14 protein-coding genes are annotated in these 18,988 nt (G+C 34.7%); all 14 read right to left on the reverse strand.

Annotated features, from left to right (window positions below; all coding sequences use genetic code 11):
- Positions 1-119: 119 nt before the first annotated feature.
- The gene (locus tag J2Z34_RS07375; RefSeq protein ID WP_209459225.1) at positions 120-3,632 is read right to left on the reverse strand and encodes an Ig-like domain-containing protein; all 3,513 of its coding nucleotides are present in this window, start codon (positions 3,630-3,632) and stop codon (positions 120-122) included.
- A gap of 539 nt (positions 3,633-4,171) precedes the next feature.
- Positions 4,172-4,720 (reverse strand): acyltransferase, encoded by a 549-nt coding sequence (locus tag J2Z34_RS07380; RefSeq protein ID WP_342453125.1) that lies wholly within the window; start codon positions 4,718-4,720, stop codon positions 4,172-4,174.
- A 729-nt stretch (positions 4,721-5,449) separates the two neighbouring features.
- Positions 5,450-5,716 (reverse strand): hypothetical protein, encoded by a 267-nt coding sequence (locus J2Z34_RS07385; RefSeq protein WP_209459226.1) that lies wholly within the window; start codon positions 5,714-5,716, stop codon positions 5,450-5,452.
- A 95-nt stretch (positions 5,717-5,811) separates the two neighbouring features.
- On the reverse strand, positions 5,812-7,332 hold the full coding sequence (murJ, locus tag J2Z34_RS07390) for a murein biosynthesis integral membrane protein MurJ (RefSeq protein ID WP_209459227.1): 1,521 nt from the start codon (positions 7,330-7,332) through the stop codon (positions 5,812-5,814).
- Between the two features lie 40 nt (positions 7,333-7,372).
- Positions 7,373-8,470, reverse strand: coding sequence for a glycosyltransferase (locus tag J2Z34_RS07395; protein WP_209459228.1), 1,098 nt, complete (start codon positions 8,468-8,470; stop codon positions 7,373-7,375).
- 36 nt (positions 8,471-8,506) lie between these two features.
- Positions 8,507-9,934, reverse strand: a complete 1,428-nt coding sequence (locus J2Z34_RS07400; RefSeq protein WP_209459229.1) for an O-antigen polymerase — start codon at positions 9,932-9,934, stop codon at positions 8,507-8,509.
- Entirely contained in the window at positions 9,934-11,139 is a 1,206-nt protein-coding gene (locus tag J2Z34_RS07405; protein ID WP_209459230.1) for a glycosyltransferase family 4 protein, read from the reverse strand. The genes J2Z34_RS07400 and J2Z34_RS07405 overlap by 1 nt, the downstream gene beginning before the upstream one ends.
- Positions 11,140-11,232: 93 nt before the next feature.
- Positions 11,233-12,384 carry a DegT/DnrJ/EryC1/StrS family aminotransferase gene (locus J2Z34_RS07410; RefSeq protein ID WP_342453127.1) on the reverse strand — a complete coding sequence of 384 codons (1,152 nt, stop codon included), beginning with the start codon at positions 12,382-12,384 and terminating at the stop codon, positions 11,233-11,235.
- 9 nt (positions 12,385-12,393) lie between these two features.
- Positions 12,394-13,272 carry a DapH/DapD/GlmU-related protein gene (locus J2Z34_RS07415; protein ID WP_209459231.1) on the reverse strand — a complete coding sequence of 293 codons (879 nt, stop codon included), beginning with the start codon at positions 13,270-13,272 and terminating at the stop codon, positions 12,394-12,396.
- Between the two features lie 8 nt (positions 13,273-13,280).
- Positions 13,281-14,354 carry a Gfo/Idh/MocA family protein gene (locus J2Z34_RS07420; protein ID WP_209459232.1) on the reverse strand — a complete coding sequence of 358 codons (1,074 nt, stop codon included), beginning with the start codon at positions 14,352-14,354 and terminating at the stop codon, positions 13,281-13,283.
- 9 nt (positions 14,355-14,363) lie between these two features.
- A complete protein-coding gene (locus J2Z34_RS07425) occupies positions 14,364-15,677 on the reverse strand; it encodes a nucleotide sugar dehydrogenase (RefSeq protein WP_209459233.1) in 1,314 nt (437 codons plus the stop codon).
- Between the two features lie 45 nt (positions 15,678-15,722).
- Complete coding sequence (locus J2Z34_RS07430; RefSeq protein WP_245250553.1) at positions 15,723-16,970, reverse strand: glycosyltransferase family 4 protein; 1,248 nt, start codon at positions 16,968-16,970, stop codon at positions 15,723-15,725.
- Between the two features lie 17 nt (positions 16,971-16,987).
- Complete coding sequence (locus J2Z34_RS07435) at positions 16,988-17,689, reverse strand: sugar transferase (RefSeq protein WP_342453129.1); 702 nt, start codon at positions 17,687-17,689, stop codon at positions 16,988-16,990.
- Positions 17,690-17,704: 15 nt separating this feature from the next.
- The gene (locus tag J2Z34_RS07440; RefSeq protein ID WP_209459234.1) at positions 17,705-18,934 is read right to left on the reverse strand and encodes a DegT/DnrJ/EryC1/StrS family aminotransferase; all 1,230 of its coding nucleotides are present in this window, start codon (positions 18,932-18,934) and stop codon (positions 17,705-17,707) included.
- Positions 18,935-18,988: the final 54 nt, after the last annotated feature.

An 18,988-nucleotide genomic window follows, 5' to 3' on the forward strand; every position in this document is an offset into this window, starting at 1 on the left:
TCTGAATACTCTTTCTTCTTTACTCGAATTATATCACTATATCAGCAGTACTACAATAATCCTAATTCATTGATTCAATTTAAAAAAGGAGCCGAAGCTCCCAATTCAAGTCTATAATCTTAATTAACTGACTCAAGATACCATCTCTGGTTGTCTCCATAATGTGCAGTCCACTGGATGACATTGACTCCTGCGTCCATTCCGCCTCCATAGACATCCAGTAGATATCCTGTTCCACTCTCTTCAGCCAGTCTTGACATTAGAGAAACACTGCCATCATCATTCTCTATTATCTTCCACTGTTGGTTTATTCCTCCATGATAGTTCCACTGGATTACCCTGTTTCCTAAATCCGTTCCGCCTCCATAGACATCCAGACTATATTGCGGATTCAACACAGAAGTAATCTTGTAGTAGCCATTCTCCAGTGATTCAAATTTCCATTGCTGATTCAAGCCTCCATGATAGCTCCATTGGATGATGTTGGTTCCCATTTCTGTTCCGCCACCAAACACATCCATTACCAGATTGCTTTTCTTGGATCTTATGAAATATGTTCCACCCCAATCCTTTATCCACTTCGCATAGAGGGTCGTATTTGCCATAACTGTATCAACATCAAAATTCCACTGATTTATACAGTCTGCCTCTTTGTACCAACCACAAAAGCTGTAACCAGTTTTAGTTGGTGCTTCTGGCGGTGTTATTAAAGTATCAGGATCTACTTTCTTGGTTTCTATTGCACTTCCACCCTGGCTATCAAAGATAACAGAATATGTACTATCCATCCACTTGGCATAAAGAGTCGTGTCTTGAGCTGGCATTTTATCTGCAGCAAAATCCCAAGGAATTGTTAATGCAGTATCCTTAAACCATCCTTTGAATATCATGCCTTCTCTTGTTGGTTCCTGTGGTTCAGTTACCAAATGACCAGTTGTCACTATTGACGATACTACAGCACTTCCGCCATTGTTCTCGTAATTCATAGTATAATCCTGTACCGGTTCCAGATACCATTTCTGGTTATCGCCATAATGTGCAGTCCATTGGATGACATTGACACCTTCATCCATGCCGCCTCCGTATACATCAAGAATATATCCTGTACCACTCTCTTCAGCCAGTCTCGACATCAGTGAAACGCTGCCATCTACATTCTCAATTATCTTCCACTGTTGGTTTGGTCCTCCATGGTATGTCCACTGGATCACATTCGTTCCTATTTCAGTTCCACTACGGTATACATCAAGCGAGTATGTTGGGTTCAGTACAGAAGTTACTTTATAGTACCCATTTCCAAGTGATTCGAATCTCCATTGCTGGTTCAATCCTCCATGGAATCTCCATTGTATGATGTTAGTACCAATGTCTCTTCCTCCACCGTAAACATCCATGACAAGATTGCTTTTCTTTGATTGTATATGGTATTCACCACTGTAATCCTTGACCGTAACCACGCAACTCGCTGTCTTTTTTCCGTCCTCTGTTGCTACAGTTACTGTTACAGTTCCATTACCAACTGCTTTAACCGTCCCATCTTTATCAACAGTTGCCACCGACTCATTGCTTGATGTCCAGGTCACATTCTGGTTCGCAGCATTCGATGGCGCAACTGTGGCTATAAGTTTGTCTGTCTGGCCAAATTTAGTGAAACTAAGTTCGCTACGATCAAGTGTTACTCCAATTACCGGCACTGCAACTATTACCATACAGCTTGCTGTCTTATTTCCATCCGCTGTTGTTGCAGTTATTGTTGCTGTTCCATTTCCGATTGCTGTTACAGTTCCGTCTGAACTTACTGTTGCTACCAACTCGTCGCTTGATGTCCAGGTAATACTTTTATCATCTGTTGTGTTCGAGGGTTCATAAGCTACAGCCAGACTAATGGTATCCGCATACAATAGGTCAATTTCCGAATAATTAAGTGATATGGATATTAACGGGATTTCAGTTACTATTACCGTGCATTTTGCCGAATAACTCTCAACAGTAGCTGTTATCGTTGTGATTCCCTTTGAAATATATGACACTAATCCAGTGCTATCTACTGCTGCAATAGATGCATTATCTGAAGACCATGTGATGGTCTTATCATCGGTCGTATCTACTGGATCATAATTTACAAATATTTGTTCACTAGAATTTTTAATGCCATTAATGCTTGTCTTATTTAAAGAAATACCAGTAAGTCGTGAAGTTACTGTAACATTTACAGATTTTTGTATAGATCCATTAGTTAATAATATTGTCGCTGTTCCCAGACTAATACCGGTTACAATTCCCTTAGAATCAACTGTTGCTATGCTTTCATCCGAAGACGTGTATGTTACTGTTTTATCATCTGTCGTATAATAAGGATAATGATAACAGTAAATCTTATGGGTTTCATTCTTATTAACCGCAAAATCATCATCATCTACTCCTAACGCTAGTAGAGGTGCATTTACAGTTATTGCTATCGAGTCGCTGTATCCATTTATGGATGCTGTAACAGTAGCTGTTCCGGGTGCTACCGATGTAATGACTCCATTTTGAATCGTTACAACCGACATATCGGATGTTGTCCACGTGACTGTTCGATCTGTAGCTGTAACTGGTTCGATTGTCGCTTTTACAGCTATTTTTAATCCTTTATTTATGGTCAAGGCATCTTCACTTAAGCTGATTCCAGTTGCGGATATTGAATTTTCTGATGCTGATACTACTACGTTGAACGAATCTGAAAGATTCCCATAAGTGGCGTTCACTGTACAACTTCCTTCACCTATTCCTGCTATCTTGCCATCAGAAATCATTGTTATAGAATCATCTAAAACTGAAAATAAGATGTTTTCAAAAGGAATATCTGTTGAATAATTGATTAGTTCTGATAAAGAACGAATCTCTAATGGCTTAAGATACAGATAATCATCACGGAAACTAAGAAAAGAATCCGTCGAATATTTAATGTTTGGATCAACTAAATACTGATAATATAATCCATTATTTAACACATAGTTATACGCGTAAGAATTTGGTACAACAATAAATTTAAGCTGCCATTTGTAAATCTTATTAAAAGCATAATCTCCTATGCTCGTCACACTTTCTGGCAGGATGATGAGTGTAACGCTACTGCAGTCTTCAAATGCGAAACGCCCTATGCTTGTTAATCCCTCTGGCAGAATGATGTTAGTAAAGCTAGAGCAGCCCTTAAATGCGTAATTCCCTATACTTGTTAATCCCTCTGGCAGACTGATGCTCGTAAGGCTAGAACAGCCCTTAAATGCTAAATTCCCTATGCTTGATAATCCCTCTGGCAGACTGATGCTCGTAAGGTTAAAGCAATCATAAAATGCGTAATCCCCTATGCTTGTAACACCATTTTCAATAGTAGCAGATTTAATCTGCCAACTTAATTGAGAGAACGGTGAAGATATATAGCCATTTATAGATGTATAGTTATCCATATTACCTGATCCACTGATATTTAGTACCCCTAAACTATCTAATACCCATTTAAGATTAGATCCACAAGTGCCTGAAGCAATGATAGTTGTTTCTGCATAGACAGTACTAGATTTAAGTGGCATAATATTTAAGTTGAACATCATACATATTAATGTTACCAAAGCAAATAATCTCTTTTTCATCTCCTGTATCCCCTTTTTAGTTATACTGAAACTTAACATCTTTGTTTAGTTGTCTTTCATCCTCCTATTTAATATTTCTTTAAATTCCATTGCTACGATATTCGGGGTTCCATCATCTACGAATTTTGCTGCAATATAGATCTGCGGAATGCTGATATCTATTAGTGCCCGAATTAGAAAAAAAATAGTCCTTAAACGTTTTCTTTTACGTAATTATCATCCCTTCCATGATTCGTCTATTATTTTAATTTAATCAAATTTATACTAATATCACCAAGGCAACTTAATGTAACACTTTAATTATAGATTAGGATTCACATTGTTTCAATATTGTTTATTTTCTGAAATATCACCTTATAAAAATTCGTAAGCGGATTTTGCTGTGCACAGTCTCACAACAGAATTCCGCTTACGCTGGTTTTACCCATTCAATTCTATCTCTCTGACAGTGTATCCGTCAATTTACGTTCAGGTAAACATTACTACTCTTTGTCAAAAGTTCTCTGCTCTAACAGTTCATAGCAATTTCCACTTTCATCTTATTTGATAAACCCTACTCTATTTTTCAGGTCACCTATCATTTTTTCCTTTTTCGTTTCTGTTATATTATTTATGGTCCAACTCTCATCATATATTACGGCTTCATTTAGTAGAGTTCTTTGTCTTTCAATGTAATCATCAACAGATCCAATTACTTTTGCAGGATTTCCTAAAACTAAAGAATTATCAGGAATACTTCTAGAGACAACTGAACCCGCCCCGATAACAACATTACTTCCTATAGAAACATTAGGTAATATAATGCTCCCAGCACCGATAAATACATTATTTCCTATAGAAACAAGGCCTATTTTAGTATAGTCTAAATACATTTTGGTACTCGCATCATGAGCTAAAATATGAACATTTGGAGCAAGTGTAACGTTATCTCCAATTGATATCAGCCAGCAGTGAGAAGAATCAATAATGCATCCATATTGCTTGTGAAAATTTGATCCAACCTTTAAGCCCATTTTTTTAAGGTATTCTACCGGAACCTCACCTCTTAATTTCCACATTAGATATTTCTTAATATTATTTAGAATCACAACCACCTCCAAGTTTATTCTTCAAAATATGATGAATTATGTCTTAATAATACGGCATTACAGTTTACCTGGTTAATGATTTCACTACCCTTATTAGTAGATAGGTAAATTCTAAAGTGCGAAATCAAACGCACATGAAGCGTCATCAAAATAGGATAGTTGTTATTAACAAAAAAGATACATCGTAAGATACTGAGTTAGAATATTACATTATAACTAATTATTATATATTGGTCCGGTATTGATAATCGACATATTAGGCCACTTTTGAATGCGAAACAGGTTTGCATAGCTTCAATAACTGGAACTAAATAGCGGTTGTGTTGTAGATCTTCAGACCATCAATAAAACGCTACACAAACTTAAAAGCCTAGGTGAGACTTAATCGAACTATGGACAAAGTTATAATAAAACATGCTAAGTAAACCGTCTTCTATCAGCATACATACTCAATCATGAACCCATGAAATCAAAAGTGTAGTTCAGTGCTTCCCTCCTAATTAATTCTAAAGATACTACAATTAATTATACTATCCTAATAGAGTATATAACTAAAATGTTAAACGTTAATCATATTATTCTATAGATTTACTTCTATATAGTATTTTCTGAAAGGAGATTCTTGAGACACCTTTTTTGAGAAGGCCATGATATCGGAGCTACTAACTTATAAAAACTTTGCTTATGACTACTCTGCGATAATAGCGCTGCCCTTCTCACATTGAGTCATCACTTCATATTACCAACAACCTTTAAAAGGCCCTTATTCGATACGAATTCAGCTCTACAAATGTATTCATTTTTCATTGACCCTTTCTGGAATGAAGTCATAACTTTATCAGCCATAGTTGTCATACCTTGATTGAAAATACTTCTCTTCACACCAGTGTTTTTGATATCGAAGGAATCATTTATGATGTTAAGTTCTCGATTTTCCAGGTCCCTGTAGTCAACCTGTTTTTCAAAATGTCCTTTGGCAAATTGATGCAGAATCACTTAAGAGTTTTCTCACAACTGAACTAGATACACTGAGTTTGCGGTATTTAGGCATTTTGACGTCAGAACTCTATGTTCTTTTTGCAATTAATTTGTTATTTTTTTCTTCCGATTTTCTTGTTGATTATTTCCATAATATATTTTATCTCATCAATTTTAATGGTTATTATGACTATTAAATATACAAACATTGATATCAGTACTGAAATAAGGAGAGCAAGCCCTAATTCTAATCTCATATTTGTGAACTGAAATACAAAATAGGATACTGTACCCATTATTAGTGACGAAATAAATATTTTAGATACGTTAATCCAAACTTTTCTAAATTCAAAATCGACTATTCTCTTTTTTAATCCAAAAATAAGTAAATAAGATGTAATATACGCAGATATACTGGTTGCTAAAGCTAATCCACTTATACCCAAATAATAAGATAGAGTAATATTCAATATTATATTTAAAATAACGCCTATAACGGAATTAATCATGGGTGTTTTAGTGTCGTTCAACGAGTAATAAACTTTTGAAAAAACATCTCTGTAAGCAAAAGCTATCATTCCTATAGAGTAGTAAAGTAGTGCATTTGATGTCATCAGTGCTGCCCTTTGGTCAAATTCCCCCCTCATAAATAAAAATTCTATTATAGGAGAAGACAATACTATTATTCCAACAGTTGAAGGAATTACTAGCAAACTTATCAGAGTCAATGACTTGCTAATCGTCTTTCGTATTTCAGAAAAATCGTGAGAAATCGCCATCTTAGAAATAGAAGGATAAATAACTGTAGTAATTGGCACTACAAAAAGACCAATTACCACATCTGTAAGTTTATTTGCATAATTTAATGAAGAGATTCCTCCCTCAACTAATCTTGATGCTATAGTTTTGTCAATAATTACATTAACTTCATTCACAGACACACCAATTATAATTGGTAGTAACAACATCATTATACTTTTTATATATTTATCATTTAAATCTATTATGAAACTATATTTATATCCTTTCTTTATTGTAGCTCTAATTAGAAAGACTACTTGTACCGCTAAAGATGCAACTATGCCATACGCCAAAATATCCACATTTTTCTTTGATGCTAAATAATAGGATGCGATTGCAACTAAATTCATTGGGATGCCAATCATTGCAGGAACAATAAAATTACCATTAACTTGCAAATAAGAGTTAAGAACAAAAATTATAACAGAGAAATATATCCCGACAATACTTAATCTTGTTAGCCTAATTGCCAGTTGTAATGTTTCACCACTAAACCCTGATGCAAATACTCTTACAAATATTTCTGTTCTGAGCAAAACAATTAGTGCGATAGCTGTGGCAATTACTAAAATAATATTTAGAATATTCGAAGTGAACTTATCAGCTCGATCAATTCCGCTTTCTTTTTTCGCCTTTTCGTAAATTGGAATAAAGCATGTTGCAATCCCTATTCCGATGATTGCAGTAAGAGTGTTCGGTATTGATAACGCTATTAAATATGAGTCACTGATGTAAGTAGCGCCATAATAATAGGTTAGTGCGATATCTCTGAAAAAACCGAGCAGTTTAGAGACAATAGCAATAACCATAATTAGAGAAATAGTTCTTTTCATATTTCATCCTTACCTCAATAAAACTCAAGTATCCTAAATATTAATTCTGAGTCATTGCCTCATTTATTAGTTTTCTATATAGTTCCTGATACTTATTATTTGTATTTTCTATGTCATATTTGCCGGATAACTGTTTGCTTTCTTTGGACATCATTTTTCGCAATTCATAATTTTCAACAAGTAAGCAAATTGCATCTGCAAGGCCTTGTTCATCTTGTGATTCTACTAACAACCCATTCTTATCATTATGTACTATTTCGGACATTCCTCCAACATCAGTCGAAATGATTGGAAGCCCAGATGCCATTGCTTCAATAATTGCTAATGAAAGCCCTTCCCAATTTGAAGACATTATAAAAATATCACTATCAGCCAGCAACTTTGGAATATCTTCTCTTACTCCGAGAAAACATACTATTTCTTTCAGATCATATCTATCTACTAAATCTTCAATCGATTTTCTTTCTTCCCCATCTCCGACTAAAGTAAGTTTAATATTCTTATGTGTCACTGCAACTAATCTTATTGCATCAATTAGCAATTTATGGTTCTTTACTTTTGAGAAACGACCTACATTTATTAGTCTGATAATATCATTATCTGTATTGTCGACATGATAATATTTACTAACTTCAACTCCATTATATATGACTGGTGCAGCTTCGAACTTATATACAGTTTTGATTGACTTCTTTACAATATCCGATATAGCTATGGGAATGAATCCAAAACTTCGATATGCAAGTTTTTGGATAATTATATCTCTACGATTTAGTTCCTTTTCTGCGATGCTGTGCACCGTATGTACTCTAACTTTAATTCTATTCAGAAATGCAGGAATCAATGCATATTTAGTAGTATATAGGTGTGTATGGATAACATCTGGCTTTATTTTTCGAAATAGCGTATTCAAATTAAAAATAGTGCCTATGTTAAGTCCACTCTTCTTATCTAAATAAATGACTTTCGCTCCAATTCTATCAAGTTCACTTTCATATATTGTGTTCATTCTTGAATGCAAACATACTACTTCAATTTCAAATTGGTCTTTATCATACTTTGACAGTAGGTTTAGCACCAGTTTCTCTGCTCCACCTATTCCAAAACTAGGTAATATATGCAAAATCTTATATCTCATTTCAACCCTCATACAATTTATACTAACTTATTACAGCTATTCGCGCACTTTCATCTTACTTTGAACAAAACGAATTATTGTTACAACAATAAACGGAACCAAATATATCCTAAATAGTTTGTACAAAAAGGATGTAGAATGAATTCTTAAACCCTCTAACATAAACATTGGGAATGCACCTGCATATAATATAAGTGATGCTACATTCTTTGTTTTATGGTAATAGTTATATAAACTTACAATTATATATCCATAAATGAACATATGAAAAAATACACCAACAATTCCAAAATTGATATATCCTTCAGTCACGGGTGAGAATCCAAGACCTCCGCCAGCTAACAGCAAATCATTGTGATACTCTGTCAGATACCACTTTACTGGATCAAAACCAACATCGGGAATAAGCCTTGTAAGGAATGGTACTATAGCCGTAATTGAAGATAGATATGTCCTTCCGAACTGAAGACCTGGACCACCAAATTGCAATACTTCCATTAGAGATCTTGATGGCATTCTGAACTCATTAGAATAGATTGGCAAAAAAATAAGTGGTTTCTTCAAAAATAAAAGCCAAGTTTGATGCATTGCACCTATAAATCCTTGAGATAAATAAAATCTTGCGTATGAAATTGCTTGTGCAAAAATCATACCAATTATAACAAAGCTACCAATAAACCTACTCATATTTTTTTTAATGCTATAGAATAAGAGTATTGCACAATATATAATAATATATATTAAAGTGCTTCTTCCTCCAATCATAAAAAAATAGTAAGTTGTAGCACTAAATATAGAAGCTCCTATAAAGCTGTATATTAAAGATCTTGTTTTCATTCCATAAAATCCGATTATAACACCCGATAAAATTAACCATTGGAAACTAGCACCAAACGTGGTTGAATTTTGCATAATTAAATATCTTTCAGTACCGTAACCTACGTTAAAAAATTCTTCAACTCCCCCAAAAGCATTTATCTCTAAAATTATTGAAGGAATTGAGATCAAAACCATGCAAATTCCTGCATATAGAATGTTATTTTCTACATCAGAATTTCTTGGCAAATGGAAATCCTGGCTCCTATATTTAGTTTGTTGTTTTAATCCAACTCTTAGCCCAATCAAACCTATAAGTTGAATGAACAAATAGGAACTAATTACACCCTGAGAAAACTTATCCACATTAAACATTGGGCCTAATGCGTAAAATGAATAAGTAAATGGGATAATATAGCTAGGATGGAAAGCGTTGGAATTTCTACTAAATAACATATAGGTGAATGGTTGGAATCCAATAATAATAATTAACAAAATTAGTAAGGTTTGCACTCCGAATATAGCATATATTAATAATAAAATAATGCAAGCAATCAATATTAATCGTTTATTTTTAAGTGAGATATTGTTATAAGCTTCCCAAAAATTGACTTTATTCACAACTTCACTTCTTTCATCTAACTTCATTAATATGTACCATTTGCTATATCATAAATAAACGAATATTTTTCACTTAGATTTTTTTCCAACCTATAGTCTGCTCCAAATATATCAAACGAAAAGTCTTTCATGATTGAAATATCGGCTGGTTTCAAATTTATAAATCTAACAATTGCTTCACTCAGTAATTCTGAATTAGGTAAAGAGCAAACAATAGCATTTTTACCCTCAATTGCAATATCTGTGGTGCTTCCAACATCTGTTGCTATAATAGGCAATCCAGCAGCACATGATTCCATTAATACTACTGGTAAACCTTCACTTCGACTGGGCAGAATATATGCTGTTGCCTTAGCTAATTCATCCACCAATCCATCTCTGTCTATCCACCCTCTTAAAGTAACATAATCACTCAAATTATACTTTTCAATGTAACTAAAATACTCTTGAAACTTTCTTCCATCACCAAAAATATCAAAATGGATACTTTCACTAAGCATATTTGATTCCTTAAGGAGTTTGATAGATTCTAGCAAAATATCTACTCCTTTAACTTCTTCAAACCTCGCTACTGTAATAAACCTTATTCCAGTATCAGATTCGATAACCTTAGTTCTCTCTGAAATCTTTTTTGCCATTTCAGATCCAATACCTAGCCTAAAAATACGAGTTTTATTTTCCGAGATATGATATGTGTTGCTTATGAACCTTTTATTATTATTACCTACTGTAACGATATATTCAGCAGCCTTCAATATTTTATCTAAATTTTTAGGTGGGTATTTATAAATATCAGAGCCATGTCCTTGGCAAATATATCTAGTATTAATTAAGTTATGAACATAATATGCAATTCTTGAGGATCTTGATAACCAATAACTGAACAAAAGATCTTCATCTTGCAAATTATTAACCCGGATTATACTCATCGCACAAATAAAAGAATACAAATTCATTAGAGACTCTCTAATATCATTTAAAGATATAATACCATATATGTTTGATACCATATTTTTACGTTTGATTTTTTTAGGGAATAATATTTCAAGAATGCCCTGTAAAATTGAAATGTACTCTATTTTTGAGCTAATTTCGCGAGGTCTATACTTCGAAAAACTCAGTATTTTGACATTACTATAGTGGTTTAATACATATTCAAATTCATCACTAGAAAAAGCATGTTTTTCTTCTGGATATGAATTTGTGATGATATAAAGTGTATTACTTTTCATACTAGAACCTAACTTTCGTACAATGTACTAATGTTATGACTTTTAACTTTATTAGTCATGAATTAAAAAGATTTTAGATGAATGTCTCATTAATTAGGACAATCCAAAATATGCCTTTATAGACATACATATTAGTTCAATTTCCTCTTCATTCAAATATGGATGCATTGGTAATGATAACACTGTGTCACTTAACAAATTTGATACTTTATAATAGTTATCATCAGAAACTATGTTATTAAAGGCGCCTTGCCTATGCATTGGTTTTACATAATATATCATGCTTGGTATACCTTCACTAGATAGCTTTGATTGTAAGTCGTTTCTTTCTCTACCGCTCTTTAACTTAATGGTGTATTGCGCGAAACTTGAAACATAACCTTCTGGTATTACTGGTGTCTCTACTATACCATCCAATTTTTCTGTATAAAGTCTATATATCCTATTCACATCATCTAACTCATGGTTTATGAATGCGGTAAGCTTAACATTAAGTATTGCAGCTTGAATTGTATCTAGCCTTGAGTTAACACCAATCCTCACATTATCGTACTTATTGTTGCCTTTACCATGTACTTTATAAGAATTGAGTAATTCAGCTAAACCATCATCATTCGTGAAAATCGCCCCGCCATCGCCATAACAACCTAGTGGCTTCGCGGGAAAGAAGGATGTAGTTGAGGCATCCCCGAAGCTGCAGGCTTTCTTGCCATTTATACTTCCACCAAATCCTTGTGCTGCATCTTCGAGTATTTTTAATCCATATTTAGTGGCGATTCTTGAAATGTTATCAAAATCTGCAGGCAATCCAAACAGATCTACTGGAATAATTACTCTCGGTGTTAATATTCCTTCATTTAAAACATTTTCTATTGCTTCTTCAAGTTTTTTGGGATCCATATTGAATGTGTCTGCATCTACATCAACGAATACTGGAGTTGCTCCAACAAAAGATACAATTTCACCTGTTGAGAAAAAAGTAAAATCAGGGACGAATACTGCATCGCCTTCCTTTATTCCCCAAGCCATCATAACCAGTGTCATAGCTTCAGTGCCATTAGCGCATGTTATACAGTGTTTCGTACCCGTATAAGCAGCTAACCTGCTTTCAAGTTCAGACACCTCATCTCCACCAATGAAAACCCCTTTGTCAAGAACTCGCTGTATTGCATTGTCAATTTCTGTCTTGTACTTATTGTACTGAGCATTAAGGTCCCTAAATTGCATTTCATTTACTTCCTTCACAATATTGTATTATGACTTTGTTATTGGTTTCGCCGGATTTCCTACAACAACAGAATTTGCCGGGATACTCTTTGTAACAACACTCCCCATACCAACTATGGAATTCTCACCAATCACAATTCTATTTCTCAAAGTAGCATTAATTCCAATGAACGCATTGTTTCCTATGATATCGTATCCACCTGTAATTGCTCCTGCAGGAAGCTCTGCATTCTTCCCCAACTTAACATCATGTCCGATATGTACCAAGGTATCTATCTTAACATGATCCCCAATAATTGTATTTCCTCCAGAACCAACTGAAACATTTGTTAAGGTTCCTACTTCAACATCATTACCGATTATCACTTTACCGAGTGTAGGAATTCTGATCTTATCCCCACATTCATTGTTGGCCATTGTAAAGCCATACGTACCGATTACACAATTTTCGCCTGCAATAAAGTTGTCCCCAATTATTGCATTTCTTATTCTAGCCCCAGCAAAGATTCTTGCATTATCTCCGATCTGTACATCGTGATCAATAAATGCAAAAGGTTCAACTATTGAATTCGTTCCAATAGTAACATTTTCACCTATTGTATAACCGGTTTCGGTCATAGTATACTTTCTCGCTCTATTGAATTCTTCTCTATCTTTTGCTAGATTATTAACGTATATTGCATAATCGAATTGTGGATTAGGAGTCAATATGAATTCGTGTGCATCTTCAAGTTCCTTCGGAACATCAATTGTCGATTCGCAAAATACTAAGCATTCTTTAGCATCCTTCAAATTAGCAATCAGACTCTCTACCTTTTTTGTTACGTACATGACAGTGTTGTCTAACGGACTCCCGATGTAAGAAGCGGATACAATATTGAATTTAGAAACTATTTTATTTTCCATAACTACTCCTAAAACTCCCCAACCATGTCAAGTGAGGAAAACTCATCAAGTGGTAATACTATAGGTCTCCCTTCTTTTTGACTCTTATAGATTGCTAAGACAACCTCCAGAGCATTTTTTCCTGCAATAGCATCTACATATGGTTTTCTATTATTCATTATTGACTCTATCATATCTGCATACAAGCTTGAGTGCCCATTGCCATACACATTGCTTGTCGGCTCTTGAAGTCCTTTATTCTTCTTATCATAGTCTGTTTCATCAGCAAAATCCCAAACATCTATATTATTTGTAGATTTTCCACCAATCTTAACGGTACCTTTTTGCCCAAATAGATATAGCGTTTCTTCTAAATTCTGTGGAAATACGTTGGTAGTTCCTTCAATGGTTGCGATAGCACCATTCTTAAATTTAATGACTGCCATACCAACATCCTCAGCTTCAAGATAATCGTGGAACTGCTGACGCGTCGCACCATATATTTCTGAAATATCATCGCCCATAACCCATCGAAGCAAATCAATCCCGTGGATACACTGATTCATTAATGCACCACCATCTTGTGCCCACGTACCACGCCATGGAGCTTGTGTGTAGTAGTTCTCATTCCTATTCCAACGAACGTGGATAGATCCATGTGACAATTTCCCAAATCTTCCAGAATCTATAGCCTTTCTCAATTCCTGAATAGCCAAGTTAAATCTATTTTGATGGCACGCAGCTACCTTGACTCCCTTTTGGTTTGAGCGTTTGATTATCTCATTTGCATCCTTGATGCTCATAGCCATAGGTTTTTCGATAATAACATTTATACCTTGGTCGATGCAGTATAATGCTATTTCAGCATGTAGTCCACTTTCAGTTGCAATGGCTACAACATCCGGTTTTTCAGTATTCAACATTTCCTTATAATCTATATATTTTCCTATTGATTCGTTAAGTTCAAACCTCCTGAACTTATCGTCTATGTTTTCTTGGATCAAATCACACAATCCTACTATATTAAGCTCATTTTTTATTGCAGCTGATATGTGATTTACTGAAATTCTTCCACATCCTATTAAAGCATATTTTAAGCTCATATAGCCCTCCTATAGCAACTCGATGTTACTTCTGATACTTACATTTTTCATAGCATTTTTCGTATCAAATACAAACAGTGAATTCTCTTGAACAAAATTGTAGTCGAGTGTAGTATGCGCTGTTGTTATGATAACAAGGTCAGCACCTCTTAGCAGGTCTTGAGTTAATTGTTTTTCTCCAACCACTCTAATCCCATGTTCTTTATACTCAGATACATAAGGGTCATAGTATATCACCTCTGCACCCTGTTTTTCAAGTTCATTAATAACTCGTATAGCGGGGCTTTCACGATAATCATCAATATCCTGCTTATATGCAACTCCAAGAATTAGGACTCTAGATCCATTAAGTGATTTTTTAAATCTATTTAGTATTTTTGATGCTCTCTCAACGCAATATTCAGGCATCTTATCATTGATCATCATTGAACTTTCAATCATCGAGGTGTGAAAACCAAATTCTCTTGCTTTCCAAGACAAGTAGTACGGATCCAATGGAATACAATGACCTCCAAGACCAGGACCAGGATAAAATGCTTGAAATCCATATGGCTTTGATTTAGCTGCATCTACAACTTCCCAGAAGTTTATCCCCATCTTGTTACATAATATTGCAAGTTCATTAACCAATCCAATATTAACATTTCTGTAAGTGTTCTCTAGAATCTTCTCCATTTCTGCTATTGCAGGACTTGAAACAGTGTAAACACTTCCTTCAAGTACGGTTTGGTACATTTCAGAAATAACTTCTGTAGCATCTGCACCAATTGCACCAACGACCTTAGGAGTATTCTTGGTTTTATATATAAGATTACCTGGATCGACTCTTTCAGGAGAGAATCCAAGATAAAAGTCAACTCCACACTTCAGTCCTGAACCCTCTTCCAATAATGGTTTAAGCAATTCCTCTGTTGTTCCTGGATAAGTAGTTGATTCCAGTACAACCATCGTTTCCTTCTTAAGATACTTTGCTATAGCAATCGTTGAATCCCTGACATAACTAATATCCGGCTGTTGATAAATATCCAAAGGTGTAGGTACACATATAGCAATAAAGTCAACTTCTCCAACGAAACTAAAGTCAGTAGTAGCCTTTAACATTCCACTTTCAACAATTGCCTTCAGATCTTCGTTTACAACATCACCAATGTAATTAAGGCCTTCGTTAACCATCTTAACTTTTTCGGATTGTATATCAAAACCAATTGTCTCAAATCCAGCTTTAGCTTTTTCAACCGCAAGTGGTAAACCAACATATCCAAGACCAACTACGCCGACTTTTATTTTTCGATCTCTAATTTTTTTCAAAAGCTTCTCTTTCATTTATAATCTCCAATCTCATCATCTTAATACAAATAAATACTGGATTTACTTTTCTTTGAAAATTGCATCAAATTTATTAGCTAGTACCGTATATTCATATTTTTCTAGCACGGCATTTTTGCCCTTCATTCCCATTGAGTGTAGCTCATTAGTATCCATCTGTTTCATTTCTGTTATTGCCTTCATTATACCGTCAACATCACCTGGACTTACTGATATGCCGCATCCAAAATCCTTCACATCATTATTTGGTGCATCAACTCCATATATTATTGGTTTACCGGCCATCATTGTATCATAAAGTTTATTCAGAGCTGCGCCAAACCGATATAATGAGTGCTTTTTCCCACCAATATAAACACAGTCGAATTTATCAATCACGTTTGGAATACTTAATTTTGCAACTGGTGGCAGAAAAGACACATTTGAAAGTTGATACTTATTAGCCAGTTCGATAAGGTTTGTTTTCTCCACCCCATCTCCAACTAATACAAAATGTATGGAATTATCATCAATATTATTGGCTGCTTCAATAAATAAATCGAGAGCATTAGAAACAGCATGCCCTCCGAAATAGCCCACTATGAACTTTCCTTCCTTTTTTAGCTTATCAAACAATTGCATGTGTTCTTCTGGCAAATCTTTAGGAGCCTTCCAGTCATCCAGAACAATACCATTTGGGATATATCTAAATGACTTTGGATCCATTCCATGTTCAACAAGGTAGTCCTTAGCACATGGCAACAGAGAAACCACAATATCCGAGTGTCTACAAAAAGCATTCTCCCCATATTGCATTAGCTTTACAAAAGGATGGGATTTTGCCATTCCTCCTATTTCGATGAGTGTGCTAGGCCACATATCATGAATTTCATGTATAAGCTTAGCATTCGAGAGATTTGCAATCTTTTTTGCTGGAAATGTATCCAGTGGATATGTGGAAGATGCTATCACAACGTCCGGATTAATGCTTCCAGAAATTTTATTTGCATTCAAATACAATTTCGATACAAATTTTGCCATTGTTTTTGCTCTATCAAAACCATTTCCTTTATAACTTCCTGTCTTAACCCAATGGTAAGTAATTCCATCAATTATCTCTATTTGAAAATCGTTGGTTACAACCGGATTCTTCCTGCGTAGATGAGAATAATCAGCTGCAATTATGTCTACCTTATGTCCCATTTTTACCCATTCTCTAGCAAAGTAAAATGGTCTGAACTCCATACCGTAGTCTAACGAACCTGCATAATGATTAATCAACAATATATTCAATATCTTCTCTCCAATCAACAATATCCGGCTATGAATCATTCTTTCCTTGCAACAGCATATATTGTTTTAAATAGCGTTCTTATCTCATTGAAAAATGTGAACTCACGGATTGATCTAAGATTAATTTCCATTTTCTTAGGCAATATCACTTCAACATACGTTATGTCTGCATTTTGTGAGTTTGAAAGATATTTCTCTTCATCTTTAAATTGGATACTTGCCTCTGATGTAACACCAGCAGGTAATAATAAAGTAGCCCTCATAACCTCTGAGTATTGATTAACGTATTTCAACACTTCAGGCCTAGTGCCAACAAAACTCATATCTCCAGAAATTATATTAATTAACTGAGGCAGCTCATCTAATCTATATTTTCTCAACACACTGCCAATTTTTGTTATTCTGTTGTCCCCTTTGATTGTAACTAATGATCCTTCGTTTATTGGCTCATAGATCATTGACCGGAATTTGTATATCCGGAACACCTTACCATATTGGGTCACGCGATTTTGTCGAAACAAAATAGGTCCACGAGAATCAAGCCTGATCAAGATACCAATAATAAAAAAGATTGGTGAAAGAATCAGCAATAGGAATAAAGCCCCTGTAAAATCAAAGATGCGCTTTATAAAAATATGAAAGCGCTTATTATATAAAATCTCATAATATTCTTTAACTGAATCATTTTTATACTCAGTTGGCAGTTCATCCCAATTCTTCAGAAACAATATTCCCACTCCTACAATATCTGGCTATACTAAATTAGTTACCGTTCTTACTGCTTCAATTAATTTTTGTGAGATATACTCAACATCTTCATCGCTAAGCAACGTGTGAAGCGGAAGTGTTATCTCATTCTTATACTGATTATATGAATTTGGATATTCACTTATTTCAAATCCTAACTTCTTATATGCTGTGAACATTGGTAGCGGTTTATAATGTACATTAGTTGCTACTCCCTGTTCTGCCATAATGGTAATGATTTGATTTCTCTGGCTTTCAGAAATATTTGGTATTCGTGCTAAATAAAGATGTCCCGAGGAATGGAAATCTTCACTAAAATGCATTAAACTATCGACACCATTAGGCAATAAGTATTTATCATACATTTCAATGAGATTAGATCGCCTCTTAAGCAAAGTGCCATATCTACTAAGCTGCACAAGACCTATACTTGCAAGTATATCAGTCATATTGCACTTGTATCCAGGGTACACAATATCGTATTCCCATGATCCTTTTTGTGCTTTTGACAATGCATCTTTTGACTGTCCATGCAAACTATAAAGCATAAACTGACTGTATATTTCCTGATCATCAAGCCCTAAATCATTTCTCCAAACAACAGCGCCGCCTTCAGCGGTGGTCAAATTCTTTACAGCATGAAATGAAAAACAGGTGAAGTCTGCTACCTGTCCACTGTTTCTGCCCTTATATTTTGCCCCGAATCCATGTGCTGAGTCTGCTAAAACGATGATTCTTCCAAATTTATTCTGCAGGTTATTTCCTGACTTGAATATATTCTTTTTCTTTTCGATTACCTTATAAATTTCATCATAGTCACACATTTTCCCAGCAATATCTACAGGAATAATCACTTTTGTACGTTCAGTTATTGCACTTTCTAATTTAGCCAAATCCATTTCAAAGGAGTCTGCAGCTACGTCTACTAAGACAATTTTCACACCAACATGATCAATTATTGATGCTGACGCAGTATACGTATAAGCTGAGGTTATTACTTCATCCCCCGGCCCGACACCAAGTATTCTTAGTGTTAGTTCCATTCCCGCTGTTGCAGAATTGAGACATGCTGCTTTATTGACCCCAACATATTCCGCTATCTTTGTTTCAAATAATTTTGTTCTCGGACCTGTTGTTATCCAACCTGATTTTAAAGCACTTGCAACCTCTTCAATTTCCAGGTCTGTAATGTCGGGTGGAGAAAAAGTAATATTTCTAGTTTCCAAATCATTCATTGGTCTACCTCTCATAAGATGATTTTGTGCAATGTTATGATAACTGTATACTTA

The organism is Youngiibacter multivorans, assembly GCF_017873395.1.
GTDB classification, from domain to species: Bacteria; Bacillota; Clostridia; order Clostridiales; family Clostridiaceae; genus Youngiibacter; species Youngiibacter multivorans.

Bases quoted from the DNA above. Each gene is read 5' to 3' on its own strand.
- J2Z34_RS07415 (WP_209459231.1), bottom strand. From the start codon at position 13,272: ATGGAAAATAAAATAGTTTCTAAATTCAATATTGTATCCGCTTCTTAC.
- J2Z34_RS07425 (WP_209459233.1), bottom strand. From the start codon at position 15,677: ATGAAAGAGAAGCTTTTGAAAAAAATTAGAGATCGAAAAATAAAAGTC.
- J2Z34_RS07420 (WP_209459232.1), bottom strand. From the start codon at position 14,354: ATGAGCTTAAAATATGCTTTAATAGGATGTGGAAGAATTTCAGTAAAT.
- J2Z34_RS07400 (WP_209459229.1), bottom strand. From the start codon at position 9,934: ATGAAGTTAGATGAAAGAAGTGAAGTTGTGAATAAAGTCAATTTTTGG.
- J2Z34_RS07395 (WP_209459228.1), bottom strand. From the start codon at position 8,470: ATGAGATATAAGATTTTGCATATATTACCTAGTTTTGGAATAGGTGGA.
- J2Z34_RS07405 (WP_209459230.1), bottom strand. From the start codon at position 11,139: ATGAAAAGTAATACACTTTATATCATCACAAATTCATATCCAGAAGAA.
- murJ (WP_209459227.1), bottom strand. From the start codon at position 7,332: ATGAAAAGAACTATTTCTCTAATTATGGTTATTGCTATTGTCTCTAAA.
- J2Z34_RS07375 (WP_209459225.1), bottom strand. From the start codon at position 3,632: ATGAAAAAGAGATTATTTGCTTTGGTAACATTAATATGTATGATGTTC.
- J2Z34_RS07440 (WP_209459234.1), bottom strand. From the start codon at position 18,934: ATGAATGATTTGGAAACTAGAAATATTACTTTTTCTCCACCCGACATT.